The following is a 17,779-nucleotide window of genomic DNA, read 5'->3' as shown; positions in this document are numbered from 1 at the left end:
TCAGCGGCTCCAGCGCGCAAAAATCGCGGTTGGGAGCAGCAATCCCCGCGCCTCTTCGCGCACCGCGAGTTCGCCGCACTCCACCTTGCCGGGCAGGTCGGCGAAAAGCTGCGCGAGCAACTCGCCGATCGCGAGCGCCGACATACGCACCGCATAGACGGTAAGGAACAGCGCGCGGCTGTCCGCGTCGAGCAGCTGACGGCAGTCGGCGAGCAAGGGCGCGAGCCCCTCCTCGATCTGCCAGCGCTCGCCGGTCGGACCGCGGCCGAATTTGGGGGGATCGAGCAGGATCGCGTCGTAGCGCTTCTCGCGCCGGACCTCACGCGCGGTGAACTTGCCCGCATCGTCGAGGATCCATCGGACAGGCTTGTCGGCCATGCCCGCAAGAGCGGCATTCTCGCGCGCCTGCCCCACCGACTTTTTCGACGCATCGACATGGGTGACCGACGCGCCCGCGGCGGCCAGCGCCTGGCTGCCGACGCCGGTATAGCCGAACAGATTCAGGAAAGCGGGGTCCGCCTTGTCCGCGACGCGTTCGCGCAGCCAGTCCCACACCGGCGCCATGTCGGGAAAGAAGCCGAGGTGGCGAAACGGTGTGCACGACGCGGTGAAGCGCGTTTCGCGCCACGCGAGCGGCCAGCCTTCCGCGGGCACGGGCTTGTTGTAATACCAGCGGCCGCCGCCATCGTCGTCCGACGCAGGGATGAATTCACCGTCAGCCGTTTCCCATTCGCTCGCAGGCAGCGCGGGCGCCCACATCGCCTGCGGTTCGGGACGGATGAAGCGATAGCGGCCATAACGTTCGAGCTTGCGCCCGTTCCCGCTGTCGACCAATCCATAATCGTCCCACGCCTCACCGACGAGCGTGACGAGGGGCAGAAGATCAGCCACGCGCCGCTTCCGCGAGGACAAAGGCCTTCACCGCGTCATAGTCGCCGGGCAGGCGCGTATAGCGCTCTTCGCGGTCGAACAGATTGCCGAGCCGCGCGGGCAGCGGCGGGCGCACGCCGGTCGCGCGCTCGACCGCTTCGCGAAACTTCGCCGGATGCGCGGTCGCGAGCGTGACGACGGGAATATCGGCATCGATCTCAAGCGCGCGCGCCGCAGCCAAGCCGACCGCGCTGTGCGGGTCGATGATCTGCCCGCCATGTTCCTGCGCCCAGCGCAGCGCGAGCGCCATCGCATCGCCGTCGATGCTTGCGCTGGAGAAAAGCCCATGTGCGCCCGCGAGCATGTCGGCGGGGATTGTCATCGCGCGGTTCTTGTCGAACTCGCCCATCATGCCGGTAATCGCGGCGCCGTCGCGGCCCGCGAGGTCGAACAGCAATCGTTCGAAATTGCTGCTGACTTGAATGTCCATGCTGGGGGTCGCGGTCGCGGTGACCGTGCCCGCGCTATAGTCGCCGCGGGTCAGCGCGCGGTGGAGGATGTCGTTGACGTTCGTCGCGACGACGAGCTTTGCGATCGGCAGCCCCATCTGCGCCGCGACATAGCCCGCGAACACGTCGCCGAAATTGCCCGTCGGGACGCTGAACGCGATCGGGCGGTCGGGGCCGCCGAGGCGGACCGCGGCGTAGAAATAATAGACGACCTGCGCCATCAGCCGCGCCCAGTTGATGCTGTTCACCGCCGACAGCGTGACCCGGCTGCGCGCTTCCTCGTCGCCGAACAGCCGCTTCACCATCGCCTGCGCGTCGTCGAAGCTGCCGTCGATCGCGATATTGTGCACGTTCGGCGCGAGCACCGTCGTCATCTGGCGCCGCTGGACGTCGCTGACGCGGCCTTCGGGATGCAGCATGAAGATCTGGATATGCTCGCGCCCCGCGACCGCCTCGATCGCCGCCGACCCGGTATCGCCCGAGGTCGCGCCGACGATCGTGATGTCGGTGTCGCCGCCGGCGAGGAATTTCTCGAACAGCTCGCCCAGCAGTTGCAGCGCGACGTCCTTGAACGCGAGCGTCGGGCCGTGGAACAGTTCGAGCAGCCAGTGGCGGTGATCGAGCTGGACCAGCGGCGTCACCGCATCATGGCTGAAGCGGCCGTACGCGGCGCGGCACAGCGCGCGCAGCTCGTCCTCGGTCAGCACGCCCGCGACGAAGGGGCGCATGATCCGTACGGCGGTTTCGGCATAGTCGAGCCCCGCGAGCGCACGAATTTCGTCGATCGTCATCTGCGGCCATTTCGCCGGCACATAGAGGCCGCCGTCGCTGGCAAGGCCGGCAAGCGTTGCGGCACGAAAGTCGAGGGTCGGCGCAGAGCCGCGGGTGCTGATATATTCCATGACGGACACAGCGCCTAGCGGCGCTCTGTCACGGCTGCAAGCGGCGGCGGACCGCGAGGATGTAGATAATCAGCGCAACGATCGCGAAGAAGAACCATTGGAACGCGTAGGCAAGGTGGTTGTTCGGCGTATCGTCGGCCGATGGCACCGCGCTGGCCCGCAATCCCGCGACCGGTTGATCGGCGATCAGCATCGCGCGCGCGGGAGTCGCCTTGCCCATCGCGCGCTCCATCACCGTCGGCTGTTCGGGTCCGGGAACGATCGTCCCCTGCACCGTTCCGCCGGTCCACTTCGGCGTCGTAAAACTGTCACCGATGCCGACATCGACGAGCACGCCCGGCCCTTCGGCGCCGGTGCGGCAATCGGCGATCATGCGGATGCCCGACGTGCCCCTGCGGTCGGTGCCGCTGCGCGGATCCCAGCGCACGGGTTCGAGGCAGACGACGCTGCTCTTGCGATAGAGCATGGCATCGGGAACGGGCGGCAATTCGGGATAGGCGACCGTCGACGACATCGCCACATTGCGCTGGTAAAGCGCGATCAGCGCTTCCTTCTCGCTCTTGCGCTGCAACTGCCACACGCCGAGCGCGATCATCACTGCGACCGCGGCGAACACAAGGATCGTCGGGATCAGCGGCCAGCGCCGCGTCGGCTGTTGGGCTGGTTCAGTCATTCTTGTCCACCTTACGACCTTCGGCTGCCTGACGCTGATGCTCGCTCGCCAGCAGCGCGCCCTTGCCGACGCGCAGGCCATAGACGACCGCGGCGGCAGTCAGCGGCACCCACAGGATGATATGCACCCACAAAGGCGGCCGCACCATGGCATCGAGCGTCAGCGCGATCGCGATCAGCAGCGCGCCGATGATCAAAGTCAGGAACGCCGCGGGACCATCGCCGACATTGTAGCGGCCATAATCGAGGCCGCAGCTTTCGCATTTCGCCCGGAACTTCACCGGCCCGTCGAACAGCGTGTTGGCGCCGCATTCGGGGCAGAGACCAAAAAGGGCAGCGCGCCATACCGGCGGCTGCCCTTTTTGAAATTTGTCGCCAGCCGGCAACTTAGTGCGCGGCGACCGGCGCACCCCAGCCGCCCCAGACATAGACGATGATGAAGAGGAACAGCCACACGACGTCGACGAAGTGCCAGTACCAGGCAGCGGCTTCGAAACCGAAATGCTGCTGCGGGGTGAAGTGGCCCTTGTAGGTGCGCACCAGGCAGACGATCAGGAAGATCGTGCCGACGAGCACGTGGAAGCCGTGGAAGCCGGTCGCCATGTAGAAGGCCGAGCTGTAGTTGCTCTGACCGAAGCCCCATGGCGCGTGCATATATTCGTAAGCCTGGATCGACGAGAAGACCGCGCCAAGGATGATCGTCAGCCACAGGCCCTTTTTCAGGCCTTCGCGGTCGCCGTGGATCAGAGCATGGTGCGCCCAGGTGATCGTGGTGCCCGAGCAGAGCAGGATCAGCGTGTTGAGCAGCGGCAGCGAGAAGGGATCGATGACTTCGATGCCCTTCGGCGGCCACATGGTGATCGCGTCGGCGCCGTCCTGGCCGAACAGCGAAGTGACCGCGCCTTCGGCATATTCGATCGGCACCGGGAAGAGCGAGAAGTCGAACCACGCCCAGAACCAGCCGACAAAGAACATGACTTCGGACGCGATGAACAGGATCATGCCGTAGCGCAGGTGCAGTTGGACGACCGGAGTGTGGTCGCCGGCATGCGCTTCGTTGATGACGTCCGACCACCAGCTGAAGAAGGTCGCGATCACGCCCATGAAGCCGAGACCGAGGACCCACTTGCCGACGCCGCCGAAATAGTCGGCGTGCATCGCCATGACGAGCCCGAAGAACATCACGAGCGCAGCGACCGAGCCGATGAGCGGCCAGACGCTGGGATTTACGAGGTGGTAGTCATGATGTTTCGCACCGGACATGGCGTGTTTCCCGTTTTTAGCAGCCCCAGCATGATGATTCCCCATCATCTGCCGGTCTTGTTAGACTCTTGTTCGCGGCCTTAGCTCGCCTTTTTACCCTCGTCTACAGGGTGGAAGGTGTAGCTGAGGGTGATTTCCTGCACGTCGCGCGCGTCGGGGTCGTCCATGATCTTCGGATCGACGAAGAACAGCACCGGCATGCGCATTTGCTGCCCCGGCTCCAGCCGTTGTTCGGTGAAGCAGAAGCACTGGATCTTGGTAAAATATTTGCCCGCCTGGTCGGGCGTGACGTTGAAGCTGGCGGTCCCGACGACGGGATGCGCCGAATTATTCTCGGCGATAAAGATCGCCATGTCGCGCGCGCCGATGCTCACCGTGTCGGTCGGATGCTCGGGATAGAATTTCCACGGCAGGTTCGGCGAGACATTGGCGTCGAAGCGGACCGAAACCGTCTGGCTCAATATTTCGGGCTCGGCCGCCGCGGCAACCGGATCATAGCGCTGCGTCGTGCCGCCGAAGCCCGTGACGCGGCAGAACAGGTCGTAGAGTGGCACCGCCGCGAACCCGAGTCCGGTCATCGCGAGCGCCATCAATGCGGCGAGGCTTGCGGTCTTCGCGTTCGGGGACATGCGCCCAAGGACCGGAAAAGACGTCATGAGAAAATCTGCATCTTTGCGATGGTGATGAAGAAGAACAGGATCGCCAGTGCGCCGAGCATCCATGCCATCAGGTTCGCGCGGCTGCGCTGACGGCGGCGATATTCGACCTCGTCAAACGGTTCGTTCGGAGTTTCTTCGGTCATAACGGCCACCAATGGTCGGCGACGACAGCGCCGAACAGAATGAAAAGATAGGCGATCGAATAAGCGAACAGGCGCTTTTCGGGCTGCATCAGGTCGCCCTCGCCCGTCGTGCGCGTGCCGACCTGGACCGACAGCAGGACGAACACTGCCGAAAGCACAACCGCGGTCCAGCCATAGAGCGCGCCGGTGTAGCCGAGCGGCCATGGCGCGATCGCGGCGACGGCCATGATCAGCGCATAAACGAGGATCTGGCGCCGCGTCGATTTCTCGCCCGCGACGACGGGCATCATCGGAATGCCCGCGGCGGCATAGTCCGAGCGCATGAACAGCGCGAGCGCCCAGAAATGCGGCGGCGTCCACAGGAAAATCAGCAGGAAAAGCAGCACCGGCAGCGGCGCGATCGATCCCGTCGCGGCGACCCAGCCGATCAGCGGCGGAAAGGCGCCGGCAGCGCCGCCGATGACGATATTCTGCGGCGTCCGCGGCTTCAGCCACATCGTATAGACGAAAACGTAAAAAAGGATCGACGCAGCGAGCAGCAGCGTCGCCTGCCAGTTCGACGCGAACAGCATCAGGAACAGCGAAAAGGCCGCGAGCCCAACGCCGAACTGCAACGCGGTCTGCGGGTCGAGGCGCCCGGCGGGAAGCGGCCGGCCGGCGGTCCGCTTCATCTTCGCGTCGAGTCCGGCCTCATACCATTGGTTGAGCGCGCCCGAAGCCCCTGCCCCCAGCGCGATCGCGAGGATCGACGAGAAGGCGAGCACCGGCGGCACATGGCCCGGCGCCGCGAGCAGGCCGCACAAGGCGGTGAACACCACCAGCGACATGACGCGCGGCTTCGTCAGCGCGAACAGGTCGCGCCAATCGGCGGGAAGTGCCGTTTCGCCGTGGGTCAGGCTCTGCGCCATATTTACTCCGGCCTGTTGTTTGCGGGCCCCCTGCCGTCAAACGACAGGGGGCAACACAAATCAGGCGATACGCGGCAGTTCGTTGAACTGGTGGAACGGCGGCGGGCTCGACAGCGTCCATTCGAGCGTCGTCGCGCCTTCGCCCCACGGATTGTCGGCGGCCTTCTTGCCCGCGAACAGCGAGTAGCCGATGTTCAGGAAGAAGAAGAGCATGCCGACGCCCATGATCACATAGCCGAACGACGAGACATAGTGCCAATAGGCATAGGCTTCCGCATAGTCGGGGTAACGGCGCGGCATGCCCTGCTGACCCAGGAAGTGCTGGGGGAAGAACATGACGTTCACGCCGATGAAGAAGACCCAGAAATGCAGCTGGCCGAGCAGCTCGCTGTACATCCGGCCCGACATCTTCGGGAACCAGTAATAGAAGCCGGCGAAGAGCGAGAAGACCGCGCCCAGCGACAGCACATAGTGGAAGTGCGCAACGACATAATAGGTGTCGTGCAGGTTGGTGTCGACGCCGCCATTGGCGAGCACAACGCCGGTCACGCCGCCGACGGTGAACATGAAGATGAAGCCGAGCGACCACATCATCGGCGTCTTGAACGTCATCGAGCCGCCCCACATGGTGGCGATCCAGCTGAAGATCTTGATGCCCGTCGGGACCGCGATGACCATCGTCGCGGCGGTGAAGTACATCTTAAGGTTCACGCTCATGCCGACCGTGAACATGTGGTGCGCCCACACGATGAAGCCGACGACGCCGATCGCGACCATGGCGTATGCCATGCCGAGATAACCGAACACCGGCTTCTTGCTGAAGGTCGAGATGATCTGGCTGACGATGCCGAAGCCCGGCAGGATCATGATGTACACTTCGGGGTGGCCGAAGAACCAGAAGAGATGCTGGTAGAGGACGGGGTCGCCGCCGCCGGCCGCATCATAGAAGGTGGTGCCGAAGTTGCGGTCGGTCAGCAGCATGGTGATCGCCGCGGCGAGAACCGGCAGCGCGAGCAGCAGCAGGAAGGCGGTGACGAGCACCGACCACACGAACAGCGGCATCTTGTGCAGCGTCATGCCCGGCGCGCGCATGTTGAAGATGGTGGTGATGAAGTTGATCGCACCAAGGATCGACGCCGCGCCCGCAAGATGGAGCGAGAAGATCGCCATGTCGACCGCGGGACCGGCCGAACCGCTGGTCGACAGCGGCGCATAGACCGTCCAGCCGGTGCCGGCGCCATTGCCGCTGCCACCCGGAACGAACATCGAACCGAAAAGCATGACGAACGCAACCGCGGTCAGCCAGAAGGACACGTTGTTCATGCGCGGGAACGCCATGTCGGGCGCGCCGATCATCAGCGGCACGAACCAGTTGCCGAAGCCGCCGATCATCGCGGGCATGACCATGAAGAACACCATGATCAGGCCGTGCGCGGTGATCATCACGTTCCAGAAATGCTTGCCCGCAACCTCGTCGCCCGCGCCGCCCAGCATATGGGCCCAGCCTGAAAGATACTGGACGCCGGGTTCGGCGAGTTCGAGGCGCATCATGCCCGACAGCGCGCCGCCGATGATGCCCGCGAGGATCGCGAAGATCAGGTAGAGCGTGCCGATGTCCTTGTGGTTCGTCGACATGAACCAGCGGACAAAGAAGCCGGGCGTATCGTGATCATGGTCGTCGTGCGCATGGGTGTGGCCGTGCGCGGGTGCAGTCGCTGCGATATCGGTCATCTGTCGGACCCCTTATTAATTCTTGGCGGCCGGCGCGGCGGCGGGCGCCGCTGCCGGTGCAGCTTCGGTCGTGGCGGCGGCCGGCGTCGCGGCGGGCGCCGCTGCCGGAGCGGCGGCAGCGGGAGCCGGTGCGGCAGCGGCGGGAGCCGCGGCGACCGGACCGGCCGGGTTGCCGCCCTTCGAGCGGACCCACGCTTCCCACTTGTCGACCGGAAGCACTTCGACGGCGATCGGCATATAGCCATGATCGACACCGCACAGTTCCGAGCACTGGCCGTAATAGACGCCGACCTTGTTCGCGGTGAACGTCGTTTCGTTGGCACGGCCGGGGACCGCGTCCATCTTGGTCCAGAAGGCGGGGACGGCGAAGCTGTGGATCACGTCGGCGCCGGTGATGATCAACTTCACCTGGCGACCGACGGGGACGACCATGCGGTTGTCGACGGCGAGGTGATAGGGCTCGCCAGCGGCCTTGGCCTTGTCCTCGGGCAGGATCTTCGAGACATATTCGCCAATACCCTGGTCGGGATAGGCATAGCCCCAATACCATTGGTAACCCGTGACCTTGATCGTCAGCGCTTCCTTCTTCGGCGGTTCATATTGCGCCGCGAGCAGGCGGATCGACGGCACCGCGATCACCGCGAGGATAAGGACCGGGATCGCGGTCCAGATGATTTCGATGAAGGTGTTGTGCGTCGTCTTCGACGCCACCGGGTTCGCCTTGGCGCGGAAGCGGAACATCACCCAGAGCAGGAGGCCGAGGACGATCAGCGTGATCACCGTGATGACGGGCAGCAGGATGACATGGTTGAACCAGTAAGCCTGTTCGCCGATCGGGCTGACCTGCGGCTGGAAATCGATGCCCGCGTCGACCGGCTGGCCAACCCCGGGGGTCGGCTTCATCGGGACGTAGGTTGCATCGCCAGCCGGCGCCGCAGCGGTCGTCGCGACCGGTGCCGCCGCCGGAGCAGCCGCATCGGTGGCGACCGGAGCCGGATTCGCCGGAGCCGTTGCGGCGGGTGCTTCGGCCGGAGCCGTTGCGGGTGCCTGCGCATGGCCGGCGCCCACCGCGCCCAGCGACAATGCCGCCGCAATTACAAGGGTTTTCAAGCTCTTCATAAGGATAGTGCCGCCCGTTGCCTGTTGTTCTTATTGATGCCCCATCCCCTCTTCGACAGCCGCCGGACACGCGTCGCGGCAGCCTGCCAAGGGGCTGAATCTCGCGGGCGCTATAGACCCGCTTGCCGCTTGCCTCAAGCATCTCTAACACTATTTTGCGGCTGGATAATCTTCGCCGCCAAAACCCGGTCGCCCATGATGAGCGACGCACAGGACAAAAGAACAACTCCTCCATGACCGATGATGAAATCCTGGCCGAATTCCGCGCCGCCGACGCCCTGCTCCAGGGCCACTTCCTGCTTTCCTCGGGCCGCCACAGCGAATATTATCTGCAGTGTGCGCGCGTATTGATGGACACCGAGCGCGCCGGACGGCTCGCCGTCGCGCTTGCGGCGAAGCTGCCGCGCGACCTGAAACAGGCGATCGACATCGTCGTCTCGCCCGCGATGGGCGGGGTGATCATCGGGCATGAAATGGGCCGCGCGCTGGGCAAGCCCGCAATTTTCGTCGAGCGGCCGACGGGCACCTTCGAATTGCGCCGCGGCTTTACGATCGACCCCGGCGCCAAGGTACTGATGGTCGAGGATGTCGTGACCACGGGCCTGTCGTCGCGCGAGGCGATGGAGGCGGTGCGCGCCGCGGGCGGCGAAGTCATCGCCGAGGCCGCGCTTGTCGACCGCTCGGCGGGCAATGTCGAACTCGGCGTGCCTTTCTATCCGCTCGTCGCGATCAATTTCCCGACCTATGCGGCGGATGAATTGCCCGAGACGCTGGCAGGAACCGAAGCAGTGAAGCCCGGCAGCCGGAGCAAGGCGGCTTGACCGGCGCCTCCCCTGCCCGCCTGCGGCTCGGCGTCAACATCGACCATGTCGCGACGATCCGCAACGCGCGCGGGGGCGAGCATCCCGATCCGGTGCGCGCGGCGGAAATCGTCGCGGCGGTCGGCGGCGACGGGATCACCGCGCATCTGCGCGAAGACCGGCGCCATATCCGCGACGACGATCTCGCGCGCATCCAGGCCGCGACCGATCTGCCGCTGAACCTCGAAATGGCGGCGACCGACGAAATGCTTGAGATCGCGCTGCGCCACATGCCGCATGCGGCGTGCATCGTCCCCGAAAAGCGCGAGGAGCGCACGACCGAGGGCGGGCTCGACGCCGCGGGGCAGCATAACCACCTCGCGCCGATCGTCTCGCGGCTGAACGATGCGGGCATCCGCGTCAGCCTGTTCATCGAACCCGACGCGCGACAGATCGAGGCGGCGATGCGCCTCCGCGCCCCCGTCGTCGAATTCCACACCGGCCGCTACGCGCATGTCGAGGGCGAGGAACGCGCCGCCGAACTCCGCCGCCTCGCCGATGCCGCGGCGCTCGCGTGGAAGAACGGCATCGAGCCGCACGCCGGGCACGGCCTGACGTATGAGAATGTCGTGCCCGTCGCCGCGATCCCGCAGCTCGCCGAACTCAACATCGGCCATTATCTGATCGGCGAGGCGATCTTTACCGGGCTGGAAGATGCGGTGCGCCGCATGCGCGCGCTGATGGACGAGGCACGAGGCGCGCTGTGATCATCGGTCTCGGCTCCGACCTTTGCAATATAGAGCGTATCCAGAAATCGCTCGGCCGCTTCGGCGAGCGCTTCGAAAATCGCGTCTTCACCGATGTCGAACGTGCCAAGGCGGCCCGGCGGCCGTTCACCCGTGCCGGCACCTACGCCAAGCGCTTCGCGGCGAAGGAGGCCTTCTCGAAAGCCGTCGGCACCGGCTTCAAGCGCGGTGTGTTCATGAAGGACATTGGCGTCGTCAACGCGCCGTCGGGCGCCCCGACGCTGGCGCTGACCGGCGGCGCCGCCGAACGGCTCGCGCAGATGATCCCGCCCGGCCACACCGCGCATATCCATCTGACGCTGACCGACGACCATCCGTGGGCGCAGGCGTTCGTCATCATCGAAGCAATCAAGGACTGACAATATATGGCGAAGGACAAGACGAAGGATGACGGGAGTTGGGGCAAGCTGATCCGCGATGTCGTGGTGATCTTGCTGCTCGTGCTCGGCATCCACAGCTGCGTCGCCAAGCCCTTTTACATTCCGTCCGATTCGATGATGCCGGTGCTGCGCAACGGCGACCGGCTAATCGTCAGCAAATATCCCTATGGCTGGTCCTATTCGTCGGTCAGCTTTCACTTGGCGCCCAAGGTCGCGGGCCGGCTGTTCGGCAAGCTGCCCGAGCGCGGCGATATCGTTGTGCTCGAACATCCGGTGACGCGCATCGACTATATCAAACGCGTCATCGGGCTGCCTGGCGATACGATCCAGCTCAGCAACGGCGAACTCAGCATCAATGGCAAGCCCGTGAAGCGCGAGGTCCAGCCGATGTTGTCGATCCCGGTCGATCCGAACCTGCCCGGCCCCGACAGCAGTCTGTTCCGTTTCGTGAACCGCGATGCGAAGGGCAAGGAAGTGCTCGAACTGCCGATCGTCCGCGAAACGCTGCCCGGTGGCGCAACCTTCGACACGATCGACATGGGTCCCGGCCACACGACCGACGATTATGGCCCGGTCACCGTGCCCGCCGATCATGTATTCCTGATGGGCGACAACCGCGACGGCAGCGCGGACAGCCGCGTCGACACCAGCCAGAAGGGCCTCGGCGGCTCCGTCCCCTTCGACGCGATCGCCGGGCGCGCCGAGGTCATCAGTTTTTCGACCGACGGAACCGCCCAGTGGTATAACCCTTTGAGCTGGTTTAGTGCCTTGCGATCGGGGCGCGCGGGAACCGACCTGCGACCCGAGCGTCAGGGCAGCTAACACAACGGGGAACAAGACATGGCGGCGACAAGGAAGACAACCGGAACGCGCGCCGCCAGCGCCGCCGCCAAGGCAGACGCGCACAGGGAGGCCCCCGGCCCCACCGAGATCCGCAGTCAGCTCGTCCGCACCGAGCTGTTGAAAGCCGGCGTTTGGATCGGCCTCGCGCTGCTCATCGGCCTATGCATCGTTCTGATCCAGCCGATCCTGCTGATCTTTGCCGGCATCGTCATGGCGTCGATGCTCGACGGCGGGGCGCGCCTGCTCGGCCGCGTGCTACCGATCGCGCGCAGTTGGCGGCTGCTCATCGTCTGCCTGTCGCTGCTCGCTTTCCTTATCTGGACCATCATGTTCGCCGGGTCGCAGATCGCCGATCAGGCCGCGACCTTGCAAACCGTCGTGATGGCACAGATCGAACGCATCGCGGCGTGGGCAAGCGATCATGGCATGGGCAACCTCCAGCTCGATACGAAGACGATCACCGACAATATCGCGGGCACCGTCGGCCGCGTCACCGCGGCGGTGGGCACCGTGCTCGGCGGACTCACCAGCCTGATCATGATCCTCGTCCTCGGCATCTTCATCGCGATCGAGCCGCGGCTCTATGAGCGCGGCGTCGCGTGGATGCTGCCGATGAAGAGCCGCGAGAATTTCTACATCACCACCGCGCGCATGGGTTTCACGCTGCGCCGCCTGATGGCGGGGCGCCTGCTCGGAATGCTGGTCGAAGGGATCGGGACATGGCTTGCCTGCCTTGCCGTCGGCATCCCGATGGCCGCGCTGATGGGCCTGCTCACCGGCCTGCTCGCCTTCATCCCCAATATCGGCGCGATCGTGTCGGGCGTGCTGCTCGTCCTCGTCGGTTTCTCGGCGGGGACCGACACCGGCTTCTATGCGATCCTGATCTATTTCGTCGTCCAGACGGTCGACGGCTATCTGATCGTCCCGATGGTCGCGAAAAAGACGGTCGACCTGGCCCCCGCGCTCGTGCTCGGCGCGCAGATATTGTTCGGCGCGCTGCTCGGACTGATGGGGCTGTTTCTCGCCGATCCGATTATCGCGATGATCAAGGTTGCGCTGGAGCGCGAGGCCGAGCGCAATGCGGACACGGCCAATACGAAAACGGCGGCGGGCACCTAAGCCCGCCGCCGCTTCGATTTCGTCAAGATCGCTCGCTTATTGCTGCGGCGGCATGCCCGGGGGCGGACCAGCCGGGCCACCGGGGCCGCCCTGCATCATCTGTTGCTGCTGCATCATCTGTTGCTGTTGCTGCATCTGCTGCTGCATCGCGCGAACCTCGGCTTCCGAGCGGAAGTCGAGCAGCGTGACGGCGAAGTGCAGCGTGCTGCCGGCCGGGATCGGACCGACGGCGCGGTCGCCATAGCCGAGCTGCGCGGGGATGGTGATCTTGTACTCGCCGCCCTTTTTCATCCGGGTCAGTGCTTCGGAGAAACCGGGAACGACCTGCGCGACCTGCATCGGCGCCTGTTCATTGGCGTCGAAGACGGTGCCGTCGTCGAGCTTGCCTTCATATTTCACGAGGACAACGTCGGCCTTGGTCGGGCTCGGCCCGGTGCCTTCCTTCACGACTTCGAACCCGATGCGCGGGGTCATGTGCCAGGCAAAGGCCGCACCGACTACAAGCAGCGCCGCGAGGCCGAACCACATCAGCCACAGGCCGCCCTTGCTCACCGGACGCAATGGAACCGTCGTTACGCTCATCTTGGATGATCCTTCCGCTGCCCCGGCCGGGGCGAAAATGCTGGCGAGGCCTATAGGCGGTGCGGCGCGCGGCGGTCCAGAGGCAATATGCGAGCGCAGCGCTTATCCGCTAATGCCGGTTTTAGATGGATACGAGATATTCCCCTCCCTTGTAGGGAGGGGAGAGGAAAGACCGCAATCGTTCGAAAACCGCGATCCCACCCCGCACCAACGAAAAAGGGCGCCGCGTTGCCGCGGCGCCCTTTTCACGATCAGGATCCCGAACGGGAGACGGTCTTACTTGATACCGTCGCGCTCCATCCGCTTGCGCTCCATCTTGCGGGCGCGGCGGACAGCGGCGGCGTGCTCACGCGCGCGCTTTTCGCTGGGCTTCTCGTAATGACGGCGCAGCTTCATTTCGCGATACACGCCCTCACGCTGCAGCTTCTTCTTGAGCGCGCGAAGGGCCTGGTCGACATTATTGTCGCGAACGATGATCTGCATACGCCGTGTCGTCTCCTGTTCGTCAAAACGATTTGGGGCCACCGGGCAACCCGGTTTGCCGTAAATCGCCGATATTCGGGCAATAAAAAGAGCGCCGCGATCACGCGACGTTCCGATGAAGCGCCAACTAGAGGGATTCGCGCCGAAATGCAAGCCCCCGCGCGGTGAACCGCGCCCGCCGGTCTATCGGGGCGCCCCGCCCGCTCCCGGCCCCGCTCGCGGGATTGTGTCCGACCCGTGCCTTATGGCATAGGTAGCAGGACGAAACTAACATCATAATGAGGGACAGGCCATGGCGACCCAGCTCAAACGCAACAGCAAATATAGCGAAGCCGAATGGACGGCGCGGCAGGAGCTTGCCGCCTGCTATCGCATCTTCGCGATGATGGGTTGGGACGAGATGATCTTCAACCATATCACGGTGAAGGTGCCGGACGAGGAAGGTGCCTTCCTGATCAACCCCTATGGCCTGCATTTCAGCGAAGTGACGGCGTCGAACCTGATTAAGATCGACATCGACGGCAACAAGGTCGACGAGGATAATCCTTGGCACGTCAACAAGGCGGGCTTTGTCCAGCACAGCCTGTTCCACCGCGTCCTCCCCGACGCGCATGCGATCATCCACACGCACACCACTGCGACGATGGCGGTCTGCGGGCTCGAGGGCGGGTTGCAGCCGACGAACTTCTATGCCTGCAACTTCATGGGCCAGCTCGCCTATCATGATTTCGAAGGCATCACCGTACGCGAGGAAGAGGGCGAACGGCTGGTCCAGAATCTCGGTGACAAGCGCATCCTGATGTTGCGCAATCACGGCCCCGTCGTGATGGGAAAGTCGCTTCCCGAAGCCTTCCTGAAATATTGGGTGCTCCAGCGCGCCTGCGAGATCCAGCTCGCGACGATGAGCATGGGTCAGCCGATCATGGTCGGCGACGATGTGGTCAAGGTCCACCAGCGCGACCTCTACATGGCACAGATTCCAGGGGGCGCCGGCCGCGCCGAATTCGACGCGATGGTGCGCAAGGTCGACAAGATCGACACGAGCTGGCGTGACTAATCCGGCGAGACGGCTACAGCTGACCGCATGACACGATTCTCGGTCAACGACCGCCCGGTCGAATATCGTATGGAACCCGAAACGCCCCTGCTGTGGGCGCTGCGCGATGCGTCGAACCTGACGGGGACCAAATATGGCTGCGGCACCGGCGAGTGCGGCGCGTGCACCGTCGACATCGACGGCGAGGCGATTCGCAGCTGCATGGTCACCATATCCGAGTGCGAGGGGCGCTTCGTAACGACGATCGAGGGACTGGCGCGCGATCGCAGCCATCCGGTGCAGCAGGCGTGGGTCGCCGAACAGGTGCCGCAATGCGGTTTCTGCCAGTCGGGCATGATCATGGCAGCCGCCGCCCTCCTCCGGTCGAACAGCAATCCCAGCGATGCCGAGATCGACGCGGCGATGACCAATATCTGCCGCTGCGGCACCTATCCGCGCATCCGTACCGCGATCCGGCTCGCCGGCCGCGTGATCCGCGGCGAGGAACGCATTGCTGCCGCGCCGCCGCCGGGAATCCGTCCCGAAGACGCAGCGCAGGCTGTCCCCGCGCTGCGTCTGCCGCCGGGTAGCTGAACGCACCTGTTCATCTAGCTGAACAGCAGGCAACAGCGCGGTCAGCCATCGATCATCTTGCGAAGAGTAAGAATCGATTCATCATCCCGGCTGGCGTCTCCAGCACACGGGACATGAGTTGGAGAATGGCGAGATGAAGAAGATGTTTGGAGGGTTGCTGATCGCAGCGACGATCCTGACCCCGATCGCCCCGGCCGCCGCGCAGGCGTCGGGCGAGCGGGTACAGATCGCGCAGCGTGGCGACCGCGGAGAGCGCGGTGACCGCGGCGACCGTGGACCACGCGGCCCCGAAGTGCGCCGCGGCGGCGGAAACTGGGGCGGTCAGGCCCGACCCGAGCGCCAGCAGAGCGAGCAGCCGCGAGTCGAACGCCAGCAGCGCAGCGAAATGCGCCAGCAATGGCGAGAGCAGCGCGGCAATGACCAGCAGCGTCAGGCGCAGCGCGAACAATGGCGCCAGCAGCGCGGGAACGACCAGCAGCGCCAGCAATGGCAACAGCGCAGCAACGAGCAGCGCCAGCAATGGCAGCAGCAGCGCGAGGCGCAGCGTCAGGCGCGGCAGGTCGATCGCCAGCGCGGCGGAGTTTACGACCGCAACAACGATGGACGCATCGACCGCCGGTGGGACCGCAACCGCAATGGCGAGGTCGATCGGCGTTATGATCGCAACGACAATAATCGCGTCGACCGGCGTTACGACCGCAATCGCAATGGCGACCTCGATCGCCGCTGGGATCGCAACAACAACAACCGCATCGACCAGCGCGACCGGCGTTATGATCGCAACCGTGACGGCCAGATCGATCGGCGGTACGACCGCAACAACAACGACCGCGTAGACCGGCGCTATCGCGACGGGCGCAACGATCGCTGGGACCGCGGCGACCGCCACAATCGCTGGAACCGCGACTGGCGCAGCGACCGCCGTTACGACTGGCACAGCTATCGCGAGCGGAACCGGCACTATTACCGCATGCCGCGCTATTACAACCCGTATCGCGGCTATGGCTACACGCGGTTCAGCATCGGTTTCTCGCTGAACTCGCTGTTCTACAGCCAACGTTACTGGATCAACGATCCCGGCTATTACCGCCTGCCGCCCGCTTACGGGGGCTATCGCTGGATCCGCTATTATGACGACGCACTTCTGGTCGACACCTATTCGGGCGAAGTGGTCGACGTGATCTACGATTTCTTCTGGTAATATTCCTTTCGGTTATCAGATGACAAACTGAGGGGCCGGTTCGCCGGCCCCTTTTTTTGGGAGTGGCCGCTAACGACCGATTGCAAACTTTTGCCGTGGGCCTCTTTTCATAAGAACTGGTCGGGGGCGCCCAGGAGGATACGAGCACCTTCGTGGAAGTGGTCTACTTGCGGCTGCTTCAATCTAAACTGCCGCAGCACAACCTCATCCGCCGCCGTCTTCAATCTAAAATTGCCGCTCTCCAGCAGTCGCGCGACCCAGTCGAGGAACTGACCGAGCGATTCCGCGAGCACGACTTTCACATCCTCATCGCGCCCGTAGAGGATCACTTGCCCAGCCCTGCCGCCGGGCCATGGGTCAAAGTCGAGACCGATATGACCGCTTGAGCCATCATTGGTCAACGGTATCCAACGGGGATTGGCGTAGGCTGGGTCGACTGCGCCTTCAGGCCACCCTCCACCTGGAATAGCGTAACGATTGCCCCCAAACGCGGCCAATGTGCTCGTCCAAGTCTTCCAATCCGCCGCCGCGTGTTCCAGCGTCAGCAGCGGAAGTCCGTAGATGTGACCCCAGCGGTCGTCGTTCTCGCCATTATGCCATTTGTACAGTTGGCGATATGAGCGCGGCATCCTGAAGCCGACCAGGTGCTCAAAGGCATCGAGTTGCGCGTCGGTGGCCGGTGGATTGAACATATATTTGTCTGCTGCCAGATGCACGGCATACCACGCATCAAGCCGCGCAAGCACCGGCGCAATGTCTTCATCCAGCAACGGCTTCGCTTCGCCCTCTGGACGCTTGGGGATGGCATTCGGCGACATCGCTGACTTCCTGGTCAACTGGCGCATGGCGCAGACGGACGGCAGCAGCCCACCTATGGCGCAGGCACCAAAGATGGAACCGCTGATAAGCAGGTTGCGCCTACTCCGATCCATGTTCGTCCATGCCGATCATATACGGGGGTAGTTGCTAACATCTGCTTTCCTCCCATTCCGGGCGGCGGCGGAACGGCAGTTCCCCCTTGCCCTCCCCCGCCCGCCGCCCGCCGGCCGCGTCAGCCGCGGTCCGTGCGCCCAGGTCCTCCGGCGGCATCTGCTGGGCGGGTTTGCGCTCAATGGAGACGAGCCGCTTCGCTATCTCGGAAAGCGTGCTGCCATAATCC

At 64.4% G+C, this 17,779-nt stretch carries 22 protein-coding genes; 8 read left to right on the top strand and 14 right to left on the bottom strand.

What is annotated here, in order from left to right; genetic code table 11:
• From FG91_RS00105 to coxB, 10 genes are all read right to left on the bottom strand, one after another.
• Positions 1-879 (bottom strand): class I SAM-dependent methyltransferase, encoded by an 879-nt coding sequence (locus FG91_RS00105; RefSeq protein ID WP_037510987.1) that lies wholly within the window; start codon positions 877-879, stop codon positions 1-3.
• A gap of 4 nt (positions 880-883) precedes the next feature.
• Positions 884-2,281 (bottom strand): threonine synthase, encoded by a 1,398-nt coding sequence (thrC, locus tag FG91_RS00100; RefSeq protein ID WP_037510306.1) that lies wholly within the window; start codon positions 2,279-2,281, stop codon positions 884-886.
• Between the two features lie 28 nt (positions 2,282-2,309).
• Positions 2,310-2,954: an SURF1 family protein gene (locus FG91_RS00095; RefSeq protein WP_037510303.1), complete on the bottom strand. Its 645-nt coding sequence runs from the start codon at positions 2,952-2,954 to the stop codon at positions 2,310-2,312.
• Entirely contained in the window at positions 2,947-3,381 is a 435-nt protein-coding gene (locus tag FG91_RS00090) for a DUF983 domain-containing protein (protein WP_081940335.1), read from the bottom strand. The genes FG91_RS00095 and FG91_RS00090 overlap by 8 nt, the downstream gene beginning before the upstream one ends.
• Positions 3,341-4,216, bottom strand: a complete 876-nt coding sequence (locus tag FG91_RS00085) for a cytochrome c oxidase subunit 3 (protein ID WP_037510299.1) — start codon at positions 4,214-4,216, stop codon at positions 3,341-3,343. The genes FG91_RS00090 and FG91_RS00085 overlap by 41 nt, the downstream gene beginning before the upstream one ends.
• Positions 4,217-4,296: 80 nt before the next feature.
• Positions 4,297-4,872 (bottom strand): cytochrome c oxidase assembly protein, encoded by a 576-nt coding sequence (locus FG91_RS00080; RefSeq protein WP_052187168.1) that lies wholly within the window; start codon positions 4,870-4,872, stop codon positions 4,297-4,299.
• Positions 4,869-5,018, bottom strand: coding sequence for a hypothetical protein (locus FG91_RS22145; RefSeq protein WP_162835104.1), 150 nt, complete (start codon positions 5,016-5,018; stop codon positions 4,869-4,871). Before FG91_RS22145 ends, FG91_RS00080 begins: the two co-directional genes overlap by 4 nt.
• Positions 5,015-5,926: a heme o synthase gene (locus FG91_RS00075; protein ID WP_037510297.1), complete on the bottom strand. Its 912-nt coding sequence runs from the start codon at positions 5,924-5,926 to the stop codon at positions 5,015-5,017. Before FG91_RS00075 ends, FG91_RS22145 begins: the two co-directional genes overlap by 4 nt.
• A gap of 60 nt (positions 5,927-5,986) precedes the next feature.
• A complete protein-coding gene (gene ctaD / locus FG91_RS00070) occupies positions 5,987-7,657 on the bottom strand; it encodes a cytochrome c oxidase subunit I (RefSeq protein WP_037510294.1) in 1,671 nt (556 codons plus the stop codon).
• Positions 7,658-7,672: 15 nt separating this feature from the next.
• Positions 7,673-8,776 (bottom strand): cytochrome c oxidase subunit II, encoded by a 1,104-nt coding sequence (gene coxB, locus FG91_RS00065; RefSeq protein WP_037510291.1) that lies wholly within the window; start codon positions 8,774-8,776, stop codon positions 7,673-7,675.
• A 233-nt stretch (positions 8,777-9,009) separates the two neighbouring features.
• On the opposite strand from coxB, the gene pyrE reads away from it, so the two are divergent.
• Genes pyrE through FG91_RS00040 form a run of 5 tightly spaced genes read left to right on the top strand, consistent with a single transcriptional unit; the run spans position 9,010 to position 12,724 of the window.
• Positions 9,010-9,597 (top strand): orotate phosphoribosyltransferase, encoded by a 588-nt coding sequence (pyrE, locus tag FG91_RS00060; RefSeq protein WP_037510288.1) that lies wholly within the window; start codon positions 9,010-9,012, stop codon positions 9,595-9,597.
• Positions 9,594-10,343: a pyridoxine 5'-phosphate synthase gene (locus FG91_RS00055; RefSeq protein WP_037510283.1), complete on the top strand. Its 750-nt coding sequence runs from the start codon at positions 9,594-9,596 to the stop codon at positions 10,341-10,343. Before pyrE ends, FG91_RS00055 begins: the two co-directional genes overlap by 4 nt.
• Positions 10,340-10,741 (top strand): holo-ACP synthase, encoded by a 402-nt coding sequence (acpS, locus tag FG91_RS00050; protein WP_037510281.1) that lies wholly within the window; start codon positions 10,340-10,342, stop codon positions 10,739-10,741. Before FG91_RS00055 ends, acpS begins: the two co-directional genes overlap by 4 nt.
• A gap of 6 nt (positions 10,742-10,747) precedes the next feature.
• The gene (gene lepB / locus FG91_RS00045) at positions 10,748-11,584 is read left to right on the top strand and encodes a signal peptidase I (protein ID WP_037510279.1); all 837 of its coding nucleotides are present in this window, start codon (positions 10,748-10,750) and stop codon (positions 11,582-11,584) included.
• A gap of 18 nt (positions 11,585-11,602) precedes the next feature.
• Positions 11,603-12,724, top strand: coding sequence for an AI-2E family transporter (locus FG91_RS00040; RefSeq protein WP_037510276.1), 1,122 nt, complete (start codon positions 11,603-11,605; stop codon positions 12,722-12,724).
• Positions 12,725-12,760: 36 nt separating this feature from the next.
• Here FG91_RS00040 and FG91_RS00035 read toward each other — a convergent pair whose 3' ends face one another.
• Together FG91_RS00035 and rpsU are read right to left on the bottom strand one after the other, a co-directional pair.
• Positions 12,761-13,306 (bottom strand): FKBP-type peptidyl-prolyl cis-trans isomerase, encoded by a 546-nt coding sequence (locus FG91_RS00035; protein ID WP_037510273.1) that lies wholly within the window; start codon positions 13,304-13,306, stop codon positions 12,761-12,763.
• Positions 13,307-13,582: 276 nt separating this feature from the next.
• Positions 13,583-13,789 carry a 30S ribosomal protein S21 gene (gene rpsU / locus FG91_RS00030; RefSeq protein ID WP_037510267.1) on the bottom strand — a complete coding sequence of 69 codons (207 nt, stop codon included), beginning with the start codon at positions 13,787-13,789 and terminating at the stop codon, positions 13,583-13,585.
• Between the two features lie 292 nt (positions 13,790-14,081).
• Here rpsU and FG91_RS00025 point away from each other — a divergent pair, with 292 nt between their 5' ends.
• The 3 genes from FG91_RS00025 to FG91_RS00015 all read left to right on the top strand — a co-directional run bounded on the left by FG91_RS00025 (position 14,082) and on the right by FG91_RS00015 (position 16,620).
• Positions 14,082-14,846, top strand: coding sequence for a class II aldolase/adducin family protein (locus tag FG91_RS00025; protein ID WP_037510265.1), 765 nt, complete (start codon positions 14,082-14,084; stop codon positions 14,844-14,846).
• 27 nt (positions 14,847-14,873) lie between these two features.
• Entirely contained in the window at positions 14,874-15,419 is a 546-nt protein-coding gene (locus FG91_RS00020) for a (2Fe-2S)-binding protein (protein ID WP_037510264.1), read from the top strand.
• A 133-nt stretch (positions 15,420-15,552) separates the two neighbouring features.
• Positions 15,553-16,620: an RcnB family protein gene (locus tag FG91_RS00015; RefSeq protein WP_037510983.1), complete on the top strand. Its 1,068-nt coding sequence runs from the start codon at positions 15,553-15,555 to the stop codon at positions 16,618-16,620.
• A gap of 107 nt (positions 16,621-16,727) precedes the next feature.
• Here FG91_RS00015 and FG91_RS20770 read toward each other — a convergent pair whose 3' ends face one another.
• Positions 16,728-17,438 (bottom strand): SMI1/KNR4 family protein, encoded by a 711-nt coding sequence (locus FG91_RS20770; RefSeq protein ID WP_161785602.1) that lies wholly within the window; start codon positions 17,436-17,438, stop codon positions 16,728-16,730.
• A 148-nt stretch (positions 17,439-17,586) separates the two neighbouring features.
• Positions 17,587-17,779 (bottom strand): hypothetical protein (locus FG91_RS22280; RefSeq protein WP_037510263.1); only part of this gene is annotated, 193 nt, incomplete at its 5' end.

Source organism: Sphingopyxis sp. LC81, from assembly GCF_000756375.1.
Taxonomy (GTDB): Bacteria; Pseudomonadota; Alphaproteobacteria; order Sphingomonadales; family Sphingomonadaceae; genus Sphingopyxis.
The sequence above is the reverse complement of the archived record's forward strand: the minus strand, read 5'-3'. Positions and strand labels throughout refer to the sequence as shown.